The sequence below is a fragment of the Microbacterium sp. NPDC056044 genome, assembly GCF_042267145.1.
GTDB lineage: Bacteria > Actinomycetota > Actinomycetes > Actinomycetales > Microbacteriaceae > Microbacterium.
In genome coordinates, this window is sequence record NZ_JBHJWZ010000004.1 from 177,914 (window position 1) to 195,368 (window position 17,455).

The following is a 17,455-nucleotide window of genomic DNA, read 5'->3' on the forward strand; positions in this document are numbered from 1 at the left end:
CACGCCCCCACCCCCGTCCGTACCCGAATCAGGCGATGAGGCGAAATCAGGCCGGATCCGGCGTGGACCAGCCTGATTTCGCCTCATCGCCTGATTCGAAGACGGTGGACGGGTGCGCGGGGCGGCGGGTGGGAGCGCAGGCGCGGGCTCAGGCGCGCAGGCCGCGCAGCACCACGGCGGTGCGGATCGCCGCGTCGGCGGCCTCGTAGCCCTTGTCCTCGACGGAGCCCTCGAGGCCCGCGCGCGCGATGCCCTGGGCCTCGTCGTCGAGCGTCAGCACGCCGAACCCGACCGGCTTGCCGGTGTCGAGCGCGACGCGGGTCAGGCCATCGGTCGCCGCGTTCGAGACGAACTCGAAGTGCGGCGTCCCGCCGCGGATGATGACGCCGAGCGCCACGACCGCGTCGGCCCCGGCCTCGAGCGCCGCCTTCGCCACCACCGGAAGCTCGAACGAGCCGGGTACGCGCACCAGCCGGTGCGAGGCGCCCGCCGCCTCGGCGGCGCGCGCGGCGCCGGCGATGAGGCCGTCGGTGATCGTCTCGTGCCACGTGCCGGCGACGACGACCACGTCCAGTCCGCTGCCGTCGACGGGTGCCGTGGCCTCGGGTGCGCCCTTGCCGCTCATCGTTCTGCTCCTTCGTGCATGTGGGCGATGGCGTCAGCCAGGTCAGCCTCGTCGATCAGGTGACCCATGCGATCGCGCTTGGTCTCCAGGTACTGGTGGTTGTTCGGGCCGACGCCGACCAGGAGAGGCACCTGCTCGACGATGTCGAGGCCGAGCTCCCGCAGCTGCTTCACCTTGTCGGTGTTGTTCGTCAGCAGGCGCACCTTCTCGATGCCGAGGTCGGTCAGGATGCCGGCCGCCGCCGCGTAGTCGCGCGCGTCGGCCGGGAGGCCGAGCGCGAGGTTGGCGTCGACGGTGTCGAGGCCGCGCTCCTGCAGCGAGTAGGCGCGCAGCTTGTTGATGAGGCCGATGCCTCGCCCCTCGTGGCCGCGCATGTAGATGACCACGCCGCCGTCCTGCTCGATGGCGTCGAGGGCGGCATCGAGCTGCGGGCCGCACTCGCACTTGAGCGAGCCGAACGCCTCGCCGGTCAGGCACTCCGAGTGCACGCGCACGAGCGGGGCCTCCGAGAGCTCGCCCGAGACGACCGCGATGTGGTCGGTGCCGGTGATGCGGTCCTTGTACGCGAGGAAGCGGAACTCGCCGTGCGCCGTCGGCACGTGCGCTTCGGCACGCAGGCTGACGCGGCGCTTGTGGACGTTGCGGCTCGCGGGATCGCACGGCGCGTGCTCGTCGAGGTAGGCCGCCAGCTGCTCGATCGTGATGACCGGGATGCCGTACTCGGCGCCGAGCTCCTGCAGTCCGGGCAGGCGCATCATGCTGCCGTCCTCGGCGACGACCTCGCCGATGACGCCCACCGGCGCGAGCTCGGCGAGCTTCATGAGCTCGACCGCGGCCTCGGTGTGGCCGGCGCGCTCGCGCACGCCGCCGTCGACGGCGCGCAGGGGGAGCACGTGACCCGGGCGGATCACGCTGGTCGGCGTCGACTCGGGGTCGGCGAGCACGTTGAGCGTGTGCGCCCGGTCGGCCGCGCTGATGCCCGTCGAGACGCGGTCCGCGGCGTCCACACTCACCGTGTAGGCGGTGCCGCGAGCGTCCTCGTTGTTCTCGACCATCGGCGGCAGGTCGAGGCGATCGGCCCAGTCGGCGGGCATGGGCGCGCACAGGAACCCGCTGGTCCACCGGACCGTCCACGCGATCCACTCGGGGGTGGCGAGCTGGGCCGACAGGATGACGTCGCCCTCGTTCTCGCGGTTCTCGTCGTCGGCGACGATGACGGGCCGGCCGGCGCGCAGCGCCTCGAGGGCCTCGGGGATGGTGGCAAGGCTCACTTCGAGCCTCCTTCCGTGGGTGCGGACGCGTCCGCGGGCAGTTCGGGTGCGGCCGGGGTGGCCGAGGGTGCGGGCACGGCCGGGGCGGCCGGCGTTGCCGGCGCGAAGGCGAGCAGTCGCTGCACGTGGCGGGCGAGGATGTCGGTCTCGAGGTTGACGCGGTCGCCCGGCACGCGGGCGCCGAGCGTGGTGGCGGCGAGGGTCTCGGGAATGAGCGAGACCTCGAACCAGCCGTCGCCGGGGGCTGCGGGGCTCGCGCCGCTCACCGTGAGCGAGACGCCGTCGACGGCGATCGAGCCCTTGTCGACGACGAGCGGGGCGAGCTCGCCCGGCACCGAGATGCGCAGCACCTGCCACTGGGCGCCGGGCCGCACCTCGAGCACCTCGCCGGTGCCGTCGATGTGCCCCTGCACGATGTGCCCGCCGAGGCGGCCGTGCGCGGCCGTCGCGCGCTCGAGGTTGACGACGCGGCCCGCGGCGACGCCCTCGAGCGTCGACATGTCGAGCGTCTGCTTCATGACGTCTGCGGTGAACCAGTCGGCACCCTGCTCGACGACGGTGAGGCACACGCCGCTGACCGCGATGGAGTCGCCGTGCGCGGCATCCGACACCGCTTTCGGACCGCGCACCGTCACGCGCACGCCGTCGCCCGACGGCTCGACGGCGGTGACCTCGCCGATCTCCTCGATGATTCCGGTGAACATCACTCGTCTCCTTCCGAGGCGGGGTGGGCGACGAACAGCAGATCGTCGCCGAGAGGGATGACGGATGCTACGGCCAGCCGCCGCGCGTCGCTCATGGTCGTCACTCCGATGTCTTGCACGGCGACCCGGTCGCCGCCGATCAGCACCGGCGCGACGTACACCAGCAGTTCGTCGGCGAGCTGTTCCCTGAGGAAGGACGCCGCGACGGCCGGGCCGCCCTCGACGAACACGCGCTGCACGCCGCGGTGGCGCAGGTCGTCCAGCAGGCCGGGAAGTCCGCCCGAGGCGTCGTCGCCCGGGTACTGGAGGAAATCGTGGGGATGCCGCCGCACGGCCGCCGCGTCCGGCACCGCGCGGGCGCCGACGACGACCGGAACGGGCTGGTGCGGCAGGAGCGAGCCGTCCTCGGCGCGAGCGGTCAGCGCGGGGTCGTCGGCGAGCACGGTGCCGGTGCCGGCAACGATCGCGTCGGCCTCGGCGCGGCGGCGGTGCACATCGGCGCGCGCCGCGGCGCCCGTGATCCACTTGCTGGTGCCGTCGGACGCGGCGGCCCGGCCGTCCAGGCTCTGGGCCCACTTGACCGTGACGTGCGGGCGGCCGAGGCGCTGGACCGTCAGCCACGAGTCGAGCAGGGCGGTCGCCTCGTCGGCGAGGAGCCCTGCCTCGACTTCGACGCCGGCCGCACGCAGACGCGTTCCTCCGCCGGAGGAGTGGTCGCCGGGATCGGCGATCGCGTAGACCACGCGGGTGACGCCGGCGGCGATGAGCGCCTCGGAACAGGGGCCGGTGCGCCCGGTGTGGTTGCAGGGCTCGAGGGTCACGATCGCGGTCGCACCGCGCGCGGCGCCGGGTGCGAGCTTCGACAGCGCGTCGACCTCGGCGTGCGGGGTGCCGGCGCCCTGGTGCCAGCCCTCGGCGAGGACCTCGCCGGAGGGGGAGAGGAGAACGGCCCCGACCTGGGGGTTCACGCCGCGCGGGCCGCGGCGTGCGATCGCCAGCGCGCGACGCATCGCGTCGTGTTCGGCTGTGCTCGCCATCCGGGCCCTCGTCTCGTCGTTCTCGACGCTCCGAGGCAGGGGAAGCGGGAGGCGCGCATCGCGGCGCCTCAAGTGCTGCCTCCCATCCGGACTAGCGGCCGGCCTCCCTGAGGAAGCCCGTCGCATCACCGTCGGTTCCGGAATTCCACCGGATCGGCCGTGGCGGCATCCGATGCGGATGCTGGTGCCTTGGCTCGCGGACTGTCACCGCCGGTTCGGATTCACACCGACCCCGGAGCACGTTGATGCTCTCGAGTGTAGTCAACGCAGCATCCGTCTCCATACATTCCATGACTTCACATGAAGTCCACCGGTGGGGCGGATCCCGCTCGGAACGGCGATGTCATGATGGAAAAGCGACAGCACGACGAGGGGGAAGCGATGACGGCGCGGGCTCGGGACCGAGGATGGACGACGCTCGCGGGGCGGCCCTACGCGGACGTGCTGATCATCGGCGGGGGCATCAACGGCCTGGCGACCTTCCGCGATCTCGCGATGCAGGGGGTGGACGTCGCCCTCGTCGAGCGCGACGACTTCGTGAGCGGAGCGTCGGCGGCGTCGTCGCACATGATCCACGGCGGCATCCGGTACCTCGAGAACGGCGAGTTCCGGCTCGTGCACGAGGCCGTGACCGAGCGCAACGCGCTGCTGCGCACCGCGCCCCACTACGTGCGGCCGCTGCAGACCACCATCCCGATCTTCTCGACGTTCTCGGGCGTGCTGTCGGCGCCGCTGCGCTTCCTGCGCCACGGCGGCGGGAAGCACCGTGAGCGGGGCGCCGCGCTCATCAAGATCGGGCTCGTGATCTACGACTCGTTCTCGCGCGGCGGCGGCGTGTTCGGCAGGAGCACCGTGCCGCGGCACACCTTCCACGGGCGGGCGCGCTCGCTCGCGCAGCTTCCGCAGCTGAACCCCGACGTGAAGTACACCGCGACGTACTGGGACGCCTCCCTCCACGACCCGGAGCGCCTCGCCATCGATGTGCTGCGCGACGGCCGCGCGGCCGGCGGCGACCGGGCGCGTGCCGCGAACTACACGGCGGCAGTGGGTGTCGACGGCGGACGCGTCGTGCTGCGCGACACGCTGACCGGAGACGAACTGCGGTTCTCCGCATCCGTCGTCATCAATGCCGCCGGTCCGTGGACCGACTTCACGAACCTCGCCCTCGGCGACCCCACCCGCTACATGGGCGGCACCAAGGGCTCGCACGTCGTTCTCGACCACCCCGAGCTGCTCGCGGCGACCGGCGGGCGCGAGCTGTTCTTCGAGAACGAGGACGGGCGCATCGTCCTCATCTATCCGCTGAAGGCCCGCGTGCTCGTCGGCACCACCGACCTCGAACACGACATGGCCGACCCGGTCGTGTGCACCGAGGCGGAGGTCGACTACTTCATCGAGCTCATCGGCCAGGTGCTGCCGACGATCCCCGTCGAGCGCTCGCAGATCGTCTACCGGTTCGCCGGCGTGCGGCCGCTCCCCGGCCACGACGACGTCTCGCCGGGGTTCGTCTCGCGTGACTACCGCATCGAGTCGGCGCCGTTGGGCGAGGGGGATGCCACGGTCCTGAGCCTCATCGGCGGCAAATGGACCACGTTCCGCGCCTCGGCCGAGCACCTCGCCGACCGCGCCCTCGAGCTGCTGGCCCGCCCGCGCCGCGGCTCGACCCGGGGTGTGCCGATCGGCGGCGGCCGCGGGTACCCGACCACGGAGCGCGCGCGCCAGCAGTGGATCTCGGCGCACGCCGCCGCGGTGCCGCCCGCCCGCGTCGCGACGCTGCTCGACCGCTACGGCACCGTCGCCTCGGCCGTCGCCGACGCGATCGAGGCCGACGCCGACGACGCGCTGCTCGAGCACCTGCCGGGCTACAGCTCCGGGGAACTGCGCCACCTCGCGGCGACGGAGGACGTCGTGCACCTCGACGACCTGCTGATGCGGCGCACGTCGATCGCCTTCGTCGGCGCCGCGACGGCCGACGCGGTCGCCGAGGCGGCGGATGCCGTCGCTCCGGTGCTGGGCTGGGACAGCGGCCGGACGGCGGTCGAAGTGGGCCGCGCGCTGGACCGCGTGCACGCCGCCGACCCCACGTGGATCCCCGCCGCGGCGCGATAGCCTGACCGCACGTGCGCTCGGCGCGCGGCCGACCCATGCGGGCGAAGTCGCCCGTGAGCAAGGAGACGACGTTGCCCGACCACGTGCTGTCCATCGACCAGGGCACGACCTCGACGCGCGCCATCGTGTTCGACGCCGACGGCGCGGTGGTGGCCGTCTCGCAGCGGGAGCACGAGCAGATCTTCCCCCGGGCCGGTCGCGTCGAGCACGACCCCGTCGAGATCTGGACCAACACCGAGTGGGTCATCGCCTCGTGCCTCTCGCGTGCCGGGCTCGCAGCATCCGACATCGCCGCCATTGGGGTCACCAACCAGCGTGAGACGGCCGTCGTCTGGGAAAAGCGCACGGGGCGGCCGGTGCACAACGCGCTCGTGTGGCAGGACACCCGCACGCAGCCCCGCATCGACGAGCTGGCGGCCGAGGGCGGCGCGGACCGGTTCGCTGAAACCACGGGGCTCCCGCTGGCGACGTACTTCTCGGCGTCGAAGGTCGCGTGGATCCTCGACAACGTGGCCGGTGCGCGAGCCGCCGCCGAGGCGGGCGAGCTGCTGTTCGGCACGCCCGACACGTGGGTGGTGTGGAACCTGACGGGCGGGGCGCGCGGCGGCATCCACGTCACCGACGTCACGAACGCGTCGCGCACGCTGCTGATGGACCTCCGCACCCTCGACTGGTCGGACGAGCTGCTCGCCGTCTGGGGCATTCCGCGCGCGATGATGCCCGAGGTCCGATCGTCGTCCGAGGTGGTCGGACACTCGTCGCTGCCCTCGGTGCTCGACGGGGTGCCGATCGCCGGCATCCTCGGCGACCAGCAGGCGGCGACCTTCGGGCAGGCCGCGTTCGACGCGGGCGAGTCGAAGAACACGTACGGCACGGGCAACTTCCTCCTCGTGAACACCGGCACCGAGATCGTGCGGTCGCAGAGCGGCCTCATCACCACCGTCGGCTACCGCATCGGCGACGAGCCCGCGCACTACGCCCTCGAGGGATCGATCGCGGTGACGGGATCGCTCGTGCAGTGGCTGCGCGACAACCTCGGCATCATCCAGCGGTCCGAAGACGTCGAGACGCTCGCGGCCAGTGTCGACGACAACGGCGGGGCGTACTTCGTGCCCGCGTTCTCGGGCCTCTTCGCGCCGTACTGGCGCCCCGATGCGCGCGGTGCGCTCGTCGGGCTGACGCGGTACGTCAACAAGGCGCACATCGCACGGGCCGCGCTCGAGTCGACGGCGTTCCAGACCCGCGACGTCATCGACGCGGTCGTCGCCGACACCGGCCGCACGCTCGACGAGCTGCGCGTCGACGGCGGCATGACGCGCGACGACCTGCTGATGCAGTTCCAGGCCGACATCCTCGGCATCCCGGTGGTGCGGCCGAAGGTCGTCGAGACGACCGCGCTCGGCGCCGCGTACGCCGCGGGGCTCGCGACCGGCGTGTGGAGCGACCTCGACGAGCTCCGATCGCACTGGCGCGAGGACGCCCGCTTCGAGCCGCGCATGCCCGACGACGAGCGCGAGCGCCGCTACCGCCAGTGGCGCAAGGCGGTGTCGAAGTCGCTCGACTGGGTCGATGACGACGCGCGCGTGCTCATGGGCACGACCGGCGACTGACGTCGGGGACCGCGGCTACCATCACAGAATGGTGGACGAGTTCCCTTTCCGAGCGAAGCTGAACATCGAGGTTGACCTCGAGATCGGCCCTCCAGAGGCGGTGACCGCAGCCGCGATTGAGGGCACGTCTCGCTACGACTTCGGTTCCGAGATCGCGGCGGCCGAGGAGCGGAACCTTCTCGCCTCGGACTTCGGAGCGGCAGTGATGGAGCTTGTCGATACCGGGCTGCTCGAAGGCGACACCGGACTCATCCAAGTACGGGGTTCCGTGATGGGTTTCCTTGAACAGCCCCATCCCCAGGGCTCCCGCGACGAAGCCGCGGCTGAGGAGCAGACGTTGCCACCCTCGTTGCGGGTGCACCCATCCCCGGAAGACGAGTACTCCGAGACGGGGATCGCGCGCAACTCAGTGAACCTGCACGGGATCGACTGGGTGTTCGAGGACATCGTTCCCGAAGAGAGTGAACCCCGCCCGAGCACTGCGGAGCGCGCGAAGCTGATGAGGGAGACCGCACTCATAAGAGGTCTGCTCTGGCACGCAAGTGTGACAGTCGTCGATCGTCTCTTCGAGGATCTGCGAGAACTCGCGCGACCTGATGCGGGCGCTGGTGCCTGGCACGACACGTGGGTGCTGAGTCAGCTGCCGCCCATGTTCGGTCATCGCTACGGCGTCCTCTTCGCGCAGAAGTTTCTGGTCGCTGCCGTCGAGGTCACTGCTCGCCTGGCGGGCGGGTGGTCGACGCTCCCGACCGTCGCGCACGAACTGGCGCTGCGCATCATCCTGAACGAAGCCGAGTCCGTGCAGGAGGAGATCGCCTTCTCGCTGCGCTCCGACTGGCGAGCGCAACTCGAAGAGGTGCTGTTCCGGGACCTCGATCACGAGCTGCTCTACGAGCCCGACATGGATGGGATCGGAGAGTACGCGGCTGCCCAGCTCGGGATGACCCCGATGGATTTCGCCTCGTGGTTCGTCCCGTTCGCCAACGCGGAGCAACCCGCTCCGTATGCCACCGACTCGTCCCGCATCGGGCGGCTGGACGACGATTGACTCAGCTCCTTACTTAAGCAGGCGCGAGAGGCGACGGTCGGCGAGGATCTTCCCGCCGGTCTGGCACGTGGGGCAGTACTCCAGCGAGTTGTCGGCGAAGAACACGCTGCGCACCTCGTCGCCGCAGACGGGGCAGGTCTCGCCGCGGCGCCCGTGGACCTGCATGCCGCGGCGCTTCGCGTCTTTCAGCTCGGCCGGTGGCTTTCCGGATGCTTCGGCCACAGCATCCGTCAGCGTCACGGTCATCGCGTCGAACAGGCGCGTGATGTCGTCGTCGGAGAGGGAAGACGCCAGCGCGTAGGGCGACATCTTCGCCGCGTGCAGGATCTCGTCGGAGTACGCGTTGCCCACCCCCGCGATGATCGTCTGGTCGCGCAGCACGCCCTTGATCTGCGTGCGGCGGCCCGCGATCAGGTCGGCGAAGGTGTCGCGCGTGAAGCTCGCGTCGAGAGGGTCGGGGCCCAGGCGGGCGATGCCGGGCACGTCGGCGAGATCGCGCACGACGTAGTAGGCGAGCGACTTCTTCGTGCCGGCCTCGGTGAGGTCGAACCCGGCGCCGTCCGACAGAGCGACGCGCAGCGCGATCGGGGTCTTGCCGGGGCGGATGATCGTCTTCGGCAGCTCGTCGTACCAGCGCAGCCAGCCCGCCTTGGCGAGATGGAACACGAGGTGCGGCCCGGTGGTGGCGAGGTCGATGAACTTGCCGTGGCGCGCGGCGCCGGTGATCTCCTGCCCGTGGAGGGCGTCGATCGGCGGGGCGTACGTCTTCAGCGCGGCGATGTTCGCGACCGTCGCCCGCGTGATCTGCACGCCGGTGAGCCGTTCGCCGAGGAAGTCGACGAGTCCCTGCACCTCGGGCATCTCGGGCATGCGCTCATCCTGCCATGCCCCGGCGACACGCGCGCCGGGCGGCGGCAGGCGGGCAGCTTGAGCGGGGCGTACGTCGGTGCTTGACGAGGCGCCGGGGGCGCAGCATCCACTCGTCCGTCGTCAGTCCTCGAGGATGGGCCAGGGCTGAGGCGTCCGTTCGTCCGTCTTCAGGAGTGCGGCGATCCAGCCGTCGTCGCGGCGGTCCCCGCTCACGAGCGCCTGGCGCAGGGTGCCCTCGAAGCGGAAGGCCAGCGCGCGCGCGACGCGCGCCGACGGCTCGTTGCCCACGACGGCGCGCCACTCGATGCGCGCGAGGTCGGCGCCGTCGGGCGAGAAGGCCCAGTCGATCACGGCGTTCGCGGCTTCGCGGAGGCGCCCGCCACCGCGCTGGTCGGGTGCGATCCAGTATCCGATCTCGCCGTTGCCCTGTCCGTCGAGGCGGTAGAAGCCGATGGTGCCGACGAGCGTCGCGCCGTCGCGGATCACCCACGTGCGGTGCAGCTCCCCGGCCCATTGCTCGGCGACGGAATCGATGAACTTCTCGGCGTCGGCGCGCGTGTACGGCGAGGGAACGCGCGTGTAGCGCTGGATGTCGGGGTCCTGGCACGCCGCGTAGACGGCGTCGACGTCCTCCACGCGCGGCGCCGACAGCTCCAGGCGCGCAGTGCGCAGGGTCACGGGCTCCATCCGCCCAGCCTAGGACGCGGCCCCGCGGGGACGGGGATGCCGGTCTCAGGACCCGTGCCCGTTGCGGGTCCACTGCCGGACCCGTGAGAGGTTCGTGTGCCGCGTGTCTAACTCCGGAGTTCTGGTCAGAGCCGACGACGGAAGGCCAGGAGCGCCCTGCCGATGCGAACCAACGGGCTCAGAACTCCGGAGAACCGAACGCCGGCTACCCGGATCTCGGAGGAGTGCGAAGCACTGACTCCTCCCCAGAGGCCCTCGAGTCGCCGGAACGCACAGATCTCGTCCGGCTGCCGCACCCGGTGCCGCACACGAGCGAGCCTCTCGGTATGCACCAGCACCGCACGCGCGCCGAACTCTTCGCCGAAGGGCTGACAAGCCGTGACATCACCAGGGCCGTTCAGTCCGGCGAACTCATCCGGGCCCGGCGCGACAGGTACCTCCCCGGTGATACGCCGGATGCCGTCGTCCGCGCCGTCAGAGTCGGCGGACGACTGACCTGCCTCTCGCTGCTCCAACTGCTCGAAGTGTTCGTCCTAGCCAACTCACTGCTGCACGTCCACCTCTCGCCGAACGCCACGCGTTTGCGGACACCGCACAATCGCGCCATGCGGCTTCGTCCCGCGCGATCACCGAAGACGCGACTGCATTGGCGCGAACTACCCGAGTCCGCGGGAAGCGCGGCATGCGTCGACATCGTGGTGGCGCTCGCTCACGCGGTCAGATGCCAGACACCGCGTGCGGCGGTTGCGTCGATCGACAGTGCGCTCAACAAGGGCGTGCTGCATGCCGACAGCCTCAGTGCGCTCTTCGACCTGCTTCCGGACAAGTACCGCGTCCTCCAACGACTCGTCGACGGCCGAGCCCAGTCGGGGCCGGAGACTCTGGTCCGACTGATGGTTCATGGACTGGGATGCGGCTTCGACCTGCAGGTGCCGATCGACGGTGTCGGGTTCGTCGATCTCGTGGTCGACGGCTGGCTCGTGATCGAGTGCGACAGCAAGGCATTCCACTCGGACTGGACCCAGCAGCTGAAGGACTACCGGCGCGACCTGGAGCTGGCGAAGCAGGGCTATTGCGTGCTCCGACTGACGGCCGAGGACATCCTCTACCAGCCGGAGTCAGTGCTCGCATCCTTGCGCGGCGTGCTCACCGGCCGCAGGTAGCCGGTTCGAACGCGCGGCCGTTCGGTTCTCCGGAGATTCGGCGACTGTCTCACGGTCAGGTGCCGAATCCGCGTCCGACGCCGGGCCGAACTCCGGAGTTGCGAACGCGCGAACGGACGCAGACACCAGGAGCAGGAGGGCGGATGCCGCGGCCCGCGGCCCCGGGCCGCGGCATCCAGCCCGGCTCAGCGGGAGCGGCGGAGGAGGCCGACCTTGTCGTAGACGTCGGCGAGGGTGCGCTCGGCGACGTCGGACGCCTTGCCGGCGTTGACGGCGAGCACGCGGTCGAGCTCGGCGGTGTCGTCGAGCAGCTCGAGGGCGCGGGAGCGCACGGGCCCGAACTCGTTCACCACGACCTCGGCGAGGCCCTTCTTGAAGTCGCCGTAGCCGCGGCCCGCGTACTCGTCCTCGATGGACGGGATCTGGCGGCCGGTGAGGGCCGCGTAGATCACGAGCAGATTCGAGACGCCGGGCTTGGCCTCGCGGTCGTAGCGCACGGACCCCTCGGAGTCGGTGACCGCGCGCATGATCTTCTTCGCCGAGACCGCCGGGTCGTCGAGCAGCCACAGCACGCCGGCGTCGGTCTCGGCAGACTTCGACATCTTCGCGGTGGGGTTCTGAAGGTCGTAGATGCGGGCGGTCTCCTGCTGGATGACCGGCATCGGCACCTTGAACGTCTCGCCGAAGCGGCTGTTGAACCGCTCCGCGAGGTCGCGGGTCAGCTCGACGTGCTGCTTCTGGTCGTCGCCGACGGGCACGATGTCGGTCTGGTACAGCAGGATGTCGGCGGCCATCAGCACCGGGTACGTGAAGAGCCCGACCGACGTGGCGTCCGAGCCGTAGCGCGACGACTTGTCTTTGAACTGCGTCATGCGCCCGGCCTCGCCGAAGCCCGTGATCGTCGACAGGATCCACGCCAGCTCGGCGTGCGCGGGCACGTGCGACTGCACGTACAGCGTGGACTTCGAGGGCTCGATGCCGGCGGCGATGTACTGCGCGGCGGTGCGGCGGGTCTTCTCGCGCAGGTGCTCGGGGTCCTGTGCGACGGTGATCGCGTGCAGGTCGACCACCGAGAAGAACGCGTCGTACGACTCCTGCAGATCACGCCACTGCATGAGAGCCCCGATGTAGTTGCCGATCTGAAGCGAGTCGGCGGAGGGCTGCATGCCGGAGTACAGACGCGATCTACTCATCCGAAAAGTCTATAGAGCGGATGCTGCGCCTCAGCGCCCGATCGTGTAGTCGGCGACGACGGGGGAGTGGTCGCTCCAGCGCGTGTCCCATGAGGGGGCGCGCACCACGCGGTAATCGGCGACCCGGGCGCCGAGCTCGGGCGTCGCGAGGTGGTAGTCGATGCGCCACCCGGTGTCGTTGTCGAACGCGCGCCCGCGCATCGACCACCAGGTGTAGGGACCGTCGACGTCGCCGTGGAACCGGCGGCCGATGTCGACCCAGCCGAGGCCGGGGCCGGTCGAGCCGTCGACGCCGGTGACCTCTGCGCCCTCCTCGCCGAAGAAGCGGTCGAAGTACGCGCGCTCACGGGGGAGGAACCCGGCCTTCTTGACGTTGCCCTTCCAGTTGCGGATGTCGAACTCGCGATGGCCGACGTTGAGGTCGCCCATCACGAGCGCGAGCGGGGATGCGGCCTTGAGCTCCGGCAACCGCGTCTCCATCGCGTCGAGGAAGGCCCACTTCGCGTCTTGCTTGGGGGTGTCGGCCTCGCCGGTGTGTACGTAGGCGCTCACGACGATGAGGCGCTCGCCGTCGATCTCGAAGTCGGCCTCGATCCAGCGGCCGGCGCTGTCGAGCACGTCGGCGGCGTCTTCGGCGGCAGCGCCGAGCACGCGCCGCACTTCCACCGACGGCATGCGACTGGCGACGGCCACGCCGGCGCGGCCCTTCGCGAGCGCCTCGTCGTTCACGATCTCCCAGCCCGGGAGCGCGGCGCGCAGCTCGTCTTGGGTCGCCCGCACCTCTTGCAGCGCCATCACGTCGATGTCGGCGGCGTCGAGCCACTCGAGCATGCCCTTGCGCGTCGCCGCGCGGATCCCGTTGACGTTGACAGAGGCGATGCGAACACGGCGAGACACGACGGCAAGACTATCCGGGGCCACCGACACCGCCGCACTCCACGGCAGAATCCCGGCCGGCACCCGCCCTCGAGACCGCGTGCCGCTCTCGACGGAGTCAGGCCTTGCCGTTGCCGTTCGCGCCCGGGCCGTGCACGGCGCCACGGCCGTTCTCGGCCGGGCCACCCGAGGCGTCTTTCCCAACCCGCGACCGCTTCGCCTTCGCCGCCTTGGGTGCCGCCGGTGCCGCCGGCGTCGCGGCCTCGACCTGGCTCAGCTCGTCCTCGGCCTCGCGGACGGCGCGGTCCGCGACCCACGCGCGGTACCACGGCGCCTGATCGCGCGCGTCCTGTGCGGTGCGCAGCCGCACTCGCGCCGCCACGAGCAGTGCCGCGTGCTCGGCGGCGACGCGCTCGGCATCGGTCTGCGGCAGCATCACGACGTCGCGGTCCTTCGCCGCGACCGCGATCCACGCCGCGGCGACGAGCATGACGATGCCCAGCAGACGGAACCACAGCAGCATCCCGATGAAGATCGCGAAGGTCGCCAGCAGCGGGTTGGACGGCGTGTAGCTCAGCAGCAGGCCGGCGCCGAGCTGCAGCACCGAGATTCCGAGACCGCCGAGCATGGCGCCGGGCCAGATGCGGCGCCACGGCAGCTTCGTACCGGTGAGGAAGCGGAAGAGGCCGGTGAGCGCCGCCGAAGTGATCACGAAGCCGATGAGCACCGAGCCCACGCTCACGGTGATGTCAGTGAAAGCGCTGGTGTTCTTGAACCCGATGAGCGAAAGAACCCATTCGACCGCGTAGGCGCCGACCGTGCTCAGCATCGCGCCGAGGATGAGCGCCGCACCGAAGATCAGGGCGGCGAGGAAGTCGCGCGCCTTCAACAGGAAGTAGCTGCGGCGATCCGGCGGGATCGCGAAGAGCTCTCGCACCGCGCGACGAGAGTACGTGACCCAGTCGATCGCGGTCCAGATCAGGGTGCCGAGGGCGATGATGCCCGTCCACCCGAGAACGCCGGAGTTCGACGATGCGATCTCCTGCACCTGGTCATTCGTCACCAGGCCGCCGGACGGCGCGATGAGCCCCGGAATGTAGCTGTTGATCAGCTCGATGAGGGCGTTGACAGCTTCGGTGCTGCCGCCGAGCCAGATCCCGACCACTGCGAAGACGAGGTAGATCGCGGCGAAGCACGCGAACAGCGCGACGTAGCTCACGCCCGCCGCGAGCAGGAACCCGTTCTCGATCAGGAAATGCCGCCACACCCGCACCGGGAACCACGCCATCGTCGCCTGCGTGAGCCGCGTCGCGCGGCTGATCGGGGCGTCGAACCGCTGCCTGAGGTTGTGTTCCGTGGCCTCCCAGCGCTCGCGGAGCGACTCCTCCTCGCGCTGCGCGGCGTCCGCGGCCGCACGGGCGTCGGGCGGGGGCGTGTGCGTCACGGTGTCAGATTATCGACTCCCGGCAGCCCTGCCGCACCCGTGCACGGGACGTCGCCACCGCGCATTCACACGCGGCGACGGAGAACGGATGCTGCGGCAATGACGATGCCGCATCGCTCAGCGATGCGGCATCCGTCCATTCAAGAACGCGAAGGGCTACGCGCGCCCGCGGAGGACCGCCTGCTTGACCTCGGCGATCGCCTTCGTCACCTCGATGCCGCGCGGGCACGCCTCGGTGCAGTTGAAGGTGGTGCGGCAGCGCCACACGCCCTCCTTGTCGTTGAGGATGTCGAGACGCACGTCGCCCGCGTCGTCGCGCGAGTCGAAGATGAAGCGGTGCGCGTTGACGATGGCGGCGGGGCCGAAGTACTGGCCGTCGGTCCAGAAGACGGGGCACGACGAGGTGCACGCGGCGCAGAGGATGCACTTGGTGGTGTCGTCGAAGACCTCGCGGTCGACGATCGACTGGATGCGCTCCTTGCCGGCCTCGGGCTTCGAGTTCGCGATGAGGAACGGCTGCACCTCGCGGTACGACGCGAAGAACGGCTCCATGTCGACGACGAGGTCCTTCTCGAGCGGCAGGCCCTTGATCGCCTCGACGTAGATCGGCTGCGAGATGTCGAGGTCCTTGATGAGCGTCTTGCACGCGAGCCGGTTGCGGCCGTTGATGCGCATCGCGTCGGACCCGCAGATGCCGTGGGCGCACGAACGGCGGAACGTCAGCGAGCCGTCGACCTCCCACTTGATCTTGTGCAGGGCGTCGAGCACGCGGTCGGTCGAGTAGAGCTCGACGTCGTAGTCGACCCAGCGCGGCTCTTCGTCGACCTCGGGGTCGAAGCGCCGGATGATGAAGGTGACGAGGAATGACTGGATGCCGGTGTCGTTCGCGGACTCCTCCGCGCGGACCGGTGCGTCGGCGTCGGTGCGCTCGATGACGTCGGTGACCGAGGTCGCCATCAGTACTTCCTCTCCATCGGCGGGTAGTTCAACTCGCCCTTCTCGTTCGTCGTGAACACGACCGGCTTCCAGTCCAGGCTGATGTGGTCCTCGGCGTTCGACGAGTGCGGGTCGCCCGACAGGTACGCCATCGTGTGCTGCATGTAGTTCTCGTCGTCGCGCTTCGGGAAGTCGTCGCGCATGTGGCCGCCGCGGCTCTCCTTGCGGTTCTTCGCGGTGACGACGACGACCTCGGCGATGTCGAGGAGGAAGCCGAGCTCGACGGCCTCGAGCAGGTCGGTGTTGAACCGCTTGCCCTTGTCGTCGACGTGCACGTTCTTGTAGCGCTCGCGCAGCTCCTCGATCGTGAGGAGCACCTCGCCGAGCGACTCGTCGGTGCGGAACACCTGGGCCTTGCGGTCCATCTCGTCCTGCAGCGTCTTGCGGAGGACGGCGATGCGCTCGGTGCCCGGGTTGTTGCGCAGGCCCTCGATGAGGGTGCGCACCTCGGCGGCCGGGTCCTCGGGGAGTGGCACGAAGTCGGCGGTCTTGACGTACTCGACGGCGTTGCGGCCGGCGCGCTTGCCGAACACGTTGATGTCGAGGAGCGAGTTGGTGCCGAGGCGGTTCGAGCCGTGCACCGAGACGCACGCGCACTCGCCGGCGGCGTACAGGCCGGGCACGACCGTGGTGTTGTCGCTCAGCACCTGCGCGTCGTTGTTCGTCGGGATGCCGCCCATCGCGTAGTGCGCGGTCGGCATGACGGGCACCGGCTCGACGACCGGGTCGACGCCCAGATAAGTGCGGGCGAACTCGGTGATGTCGGGGAGCTTGGTCTCGAGCACCTCGGCGCCGAGGTGCGTGCAGTCCAGCAGCACGTAGTCGCGGTGCGGGCCGGCGCCGCGGCCCTCGGCGACCTCCTGCACCATGCAGCGGCTGACGATGTCGCGCGGCGCGAGGTCCTTGATGGTCGGCGCGTAGCGCTCCATGAAGCGCTCACCGCTCACGTTGCGCAGGATCGCGCCCTCACCGCGCGCACCCTCGGTGAGGAGGATGCCGAGCCCGGCGAGGCCGGTCGGGTGGAACTGGAAGAACTCCATGTCTTCCAGCGGCAGGCCCTTGCGCCAGATGATGCCGACGCCGTCACCGGTGAGGGTGTGGGCGTTCGACGTCGTCTTGAAGATCTTGCCGAAGCCGCCGGTCGCGAAGATCACGGCCTTGGACTGGAAGACGTGCAGGTCGCCGGTGGCGAGCTCGTAGGCGACGACGCCCGCGATCTGCTTGTCCTTGCCCTCGCCCACCGTGATGAGGTCGAGCACGTAGAACTCGTTGAAGAAGTTGATGCCGAGCTTCACGCAGTTCTGGAACAGCGTCTGCAGGATCATGTGGCCGGTGCGGTCGGCGGCGTAGCACGCGCGGCGCACCGGGGTCTTGCCGTGGTCGGCCGTGTGGCCGCCGAAGCGGCGCTGGTCGATCTTGCCCTCGGGCGTGCGGTTGAACGGCAGGCCCATGTTCTCGAGGTCGATGACCGCGTCGATGGCCTCCTTGGCGAGGATCTCGGCCGCGTCCTGGTCGACGAGGTAGTCGCCGCCCTTGACGGTGTCGAAGGTGTGCCACTCCCAGGAGTCCTCTTCGACGTTGGCGAGGGCCGCCGCCATGCCGCCCTGCGCCGCGCCGGTGTGCGAGCGGGTGGGGTACAGCTTCGAGATGACAGCCGTCTTCGCCCCGGGGCCCGCCTCGATGGCGGCACGCATGCCGGCGCCGCCGGCGCCCACGATGACGATGTCGAACTGGTGGTAGTGGACGCCGTCCTTGACGTAGCTGTCGGTGGTCTCAGTGCTCACGCTGTGTGCTTTCGATGGTCGGTGCTCGGGGAACGCCC

15 protein-coding genes are annotated in these 17,455 nt (G+C 70.2%); 4 read left to right on the forward strand and 11 right to left on the reverse strand.

Going from position 1 to position 17,455, the window contains the following annotated elements:
* Nucleotides 1-148: 148 nt before the first annotated feature.
* Genes ribH through ribD form a run of 4 tightly spaced genes read right to left on the reverse strand, consistent with a single transcriptional unit; the run spans nucleotide 149 to nucleotide 3,637 of the window.
* Nucleotides 149-625 carry a 6,7-dimethyl-8-ribityllumazine synthase gene (gene ribH / locus ACFC1I_RS12735; protein WP_376009784.1) on the reverse strand — a complete coding sequence of 159 codons (477 nt, stop codon included), beginning with the start codon at nucleotides 623-625 and terminating at the stop codon, nucleotides 149-151.
* A complete protein-coding gene (ribA, locus tag ACFC1I_RS12740; protein ID WP_376009787.1) occupies nucleotides 622-1,896 on the reverse strand; it encodes a GTP cyclohydrolase II in 1,275 nt (424 codons plus the stop codon). The genes ribH and ribA overlap by 4 nt, the downstream gene beginning before the upstream one ends.
* A complete protein-coding gene (locus ACFC1I_RS12745; RefSeq protein WP_376009790.1) occupies nucleotides 1,893-2,600 on the reverse strand; it encodes a riboflavin synthase in 708 nt (235 codons plus the stop codon). The genes ribA and ACFC1I_RS12745 overlap by 4 nt, the downstream gene beginning before the upstream one ends.
* Nucleotides 2,600-3,637 carry a bifunctional diaminohydroxyphosphoribosylaminopyrimidine deaminase/5-amino-6-(5-phosphoribosylamino)uracil reductase RibD gene (gene ribD, locus ACFC1I_RS12750; RefSeq protein WP_376009792.1) on the reverse strand — a complete coding sequence of 346 codons (1,038 nt, stop codon included), beginning with the start codon at nucleotides 3,635-3,637 and terminating at the stop codon, nucleotides 2,600-2,602. Before ribD ends, ACFC1I_RS12745 begins: the two co-directional genes overlap by 1 nt.
* Before the next feature lie 381 nt (nucleotides 3,638-4,018).
* On the opposite strand from ribD, the gene ACFC1I_RS12755 reads away from it, so the two are divergent.
* From ACFC1I_RS12755 to ACFC1I_RS12765, 3 genes are all read left to right on the forward strand, one after another.
* The gene (locus ACFC1I_RS12755) at nucleotides 4,019-5,746 is read left to right on the forward strand and encodes a glycerol-3-phosphate dehydrogenase/oxidase (protein ID WP_376009794.1); all 1,728 of its coding nucleotides are present in this window, start codon (nucleotides 4,019-4,021) and stop codon (nucleotides 5,744-5,746) included.
* A 71-nt stretch (nucleotides 5,747-5,817) separates the two neighbouring features.
* Nucleotides 5,818-7,356: a glycerol kinase GlpK gene (gene glpK, locus ACFC1I_RS12760; protein ID WP_376010860.1), complete on the forward strand. Its 1,539-nt coding sequence runs from the start codon at nucleotides 5,818-5,820 to the stop codon at nucleotides 7,354-7,356.
* 28 nt (nucleotides 7,357-7,384) lie between these two features.
* A complete protein-coding gene (locus ACFC1I_RS12765; RefSeq protein WP_376009797.1) occupies nucleotides 7,385-8,404 on the forward strand; it encodes a hypothetical protein in 1,020 nt (339 codons plus the stop codon).
* 9 nt (nucleotides 8,405-8,413) lie between these two features.
* On the opposite strand, the gene ACFC1I_RS12770 is transcribed toward ACFC1I_RS12765, so the two are convergent.
* Both ACFC1I_RS12770 and ACFC1I_RS12775 read right to left on the reverse strand, forming a co-directional pair.
* Nucleotides 8,414-9,274, reverse strand: coding sequence for an Fpg/Nei family DNA glycosylase (locus tag ACFC1I_RS12770; protein ID WP_376009798.1), 861 nt, complete (start codon nucleotides 9,272-9,274; stop codon nucleotides 8,414-8,416).
* A 120-nt stretch (nucleotides 9,275-9,394) separates the two neighbouring features.
* A complete protein-coding gene (locus ACFC1I_RS12775; protein WP_376009801.1) occupies nucleotides 9,395-9,961 on the reverse strand; it encodes a GNAT family N-acetyltransferase in 567 nt (188 codons plus the stop codon).
* 326 nt (nucleotides 9,962-10,287) lie between these two features.
* Between ACFC1I_RS12775 and ACFC1I_RS12780 the strand changes: the two genes are divergently transcribed.
* Nucleotides 10,288-11,124, forward strand: a complete 837-nt coding sequence (locus ACFC1I_RS12780; RefSeq protein ID WP_376009804.1) for an endonuclease domain-containing protein — start codon at nucleotides 10,288-10,290, stop codon at nucleotides 11,122-11,124.
* Nucleotides 11,125-11,309: 185 nt separating this feature from the next.
* On the opposite strand, the gene trpS is transcribed toward ACFC1I_RS12780, so the two are convergent.
* From trpS to sdhA, 5 genes are all read right to left on the reverse strand, one after another.
* Entirely contained in the window at nucleotides 11,310-12,317 is a 1,008-nt protein-coding gene (trpS, locus tag ACFC1I_RS12785; RefSeq protein ID WP_376009807.1) for a tryptophan--tRNA ligase, read from the reverse strand.
* Between the two features lie 30 nt (nucleotides 12,318-12,347).
* Nucleotides 12,348-13,214: an exodeoxyribonuclease III gene (locus tag ACFC1I_RS12790; protein WP_376009809.1), complete on the reverse strand. Its 867-nt coding sequence runs from the start codon at nucleotides 13,212-13,214 to the stop codon at nucleotides 12,348-12,350.
* 97 nt (nucleotides 13,215-13,311) lie between these two features.
* Nucleotides 13,312-14,637 carry a YihY/virulence factor BrkB family protein gene (locus ACFC1I_RS12795; protein ID WP_376009812.1) on the reverse strand — a complete coding sequence of 442 codons (1,326 nt, stop codon included), beginning with the start codon at nucleotides 14,635-14,637 and terminating at the stop codon, nucleotides 13,312-13,314.
* Between the two features lie 156 nt (nucleotides 14,638-14,793).
* Nucleotides 14,794-15,594: a succinate dehydrogenase iron-sulfur subunit gene (locus ACFC1I_RS12800; protein WP_376009814.1), complete on the reverse strand. Its 801-nt coding sequence runs from the start codon at nucleotides 15,592-15,594 to the stop codon at nucleotides 14,794-14,796.
* Nucleotides 15,594-17,417 carry a succinate dehydrogenase flavoprotein subunit gene (gene sdhA / locus ACFC1I_RS12805; protein ID WP_376009817.1) on the reverse strand — a complete coding sequence of 608 codons (1,824 nt, stop codon included), beginning with the start codon at nucleotides 17,415-17,417 and terminating at the stop codon, nucleotides 15,594-15,596. Before sdhA ends, ACFC1I_RS12800 begins: the two co-directional genes overlap by 1 nt.
* Nucleotides 17,418-17,455: the final 38 nt, after the last annotated feature.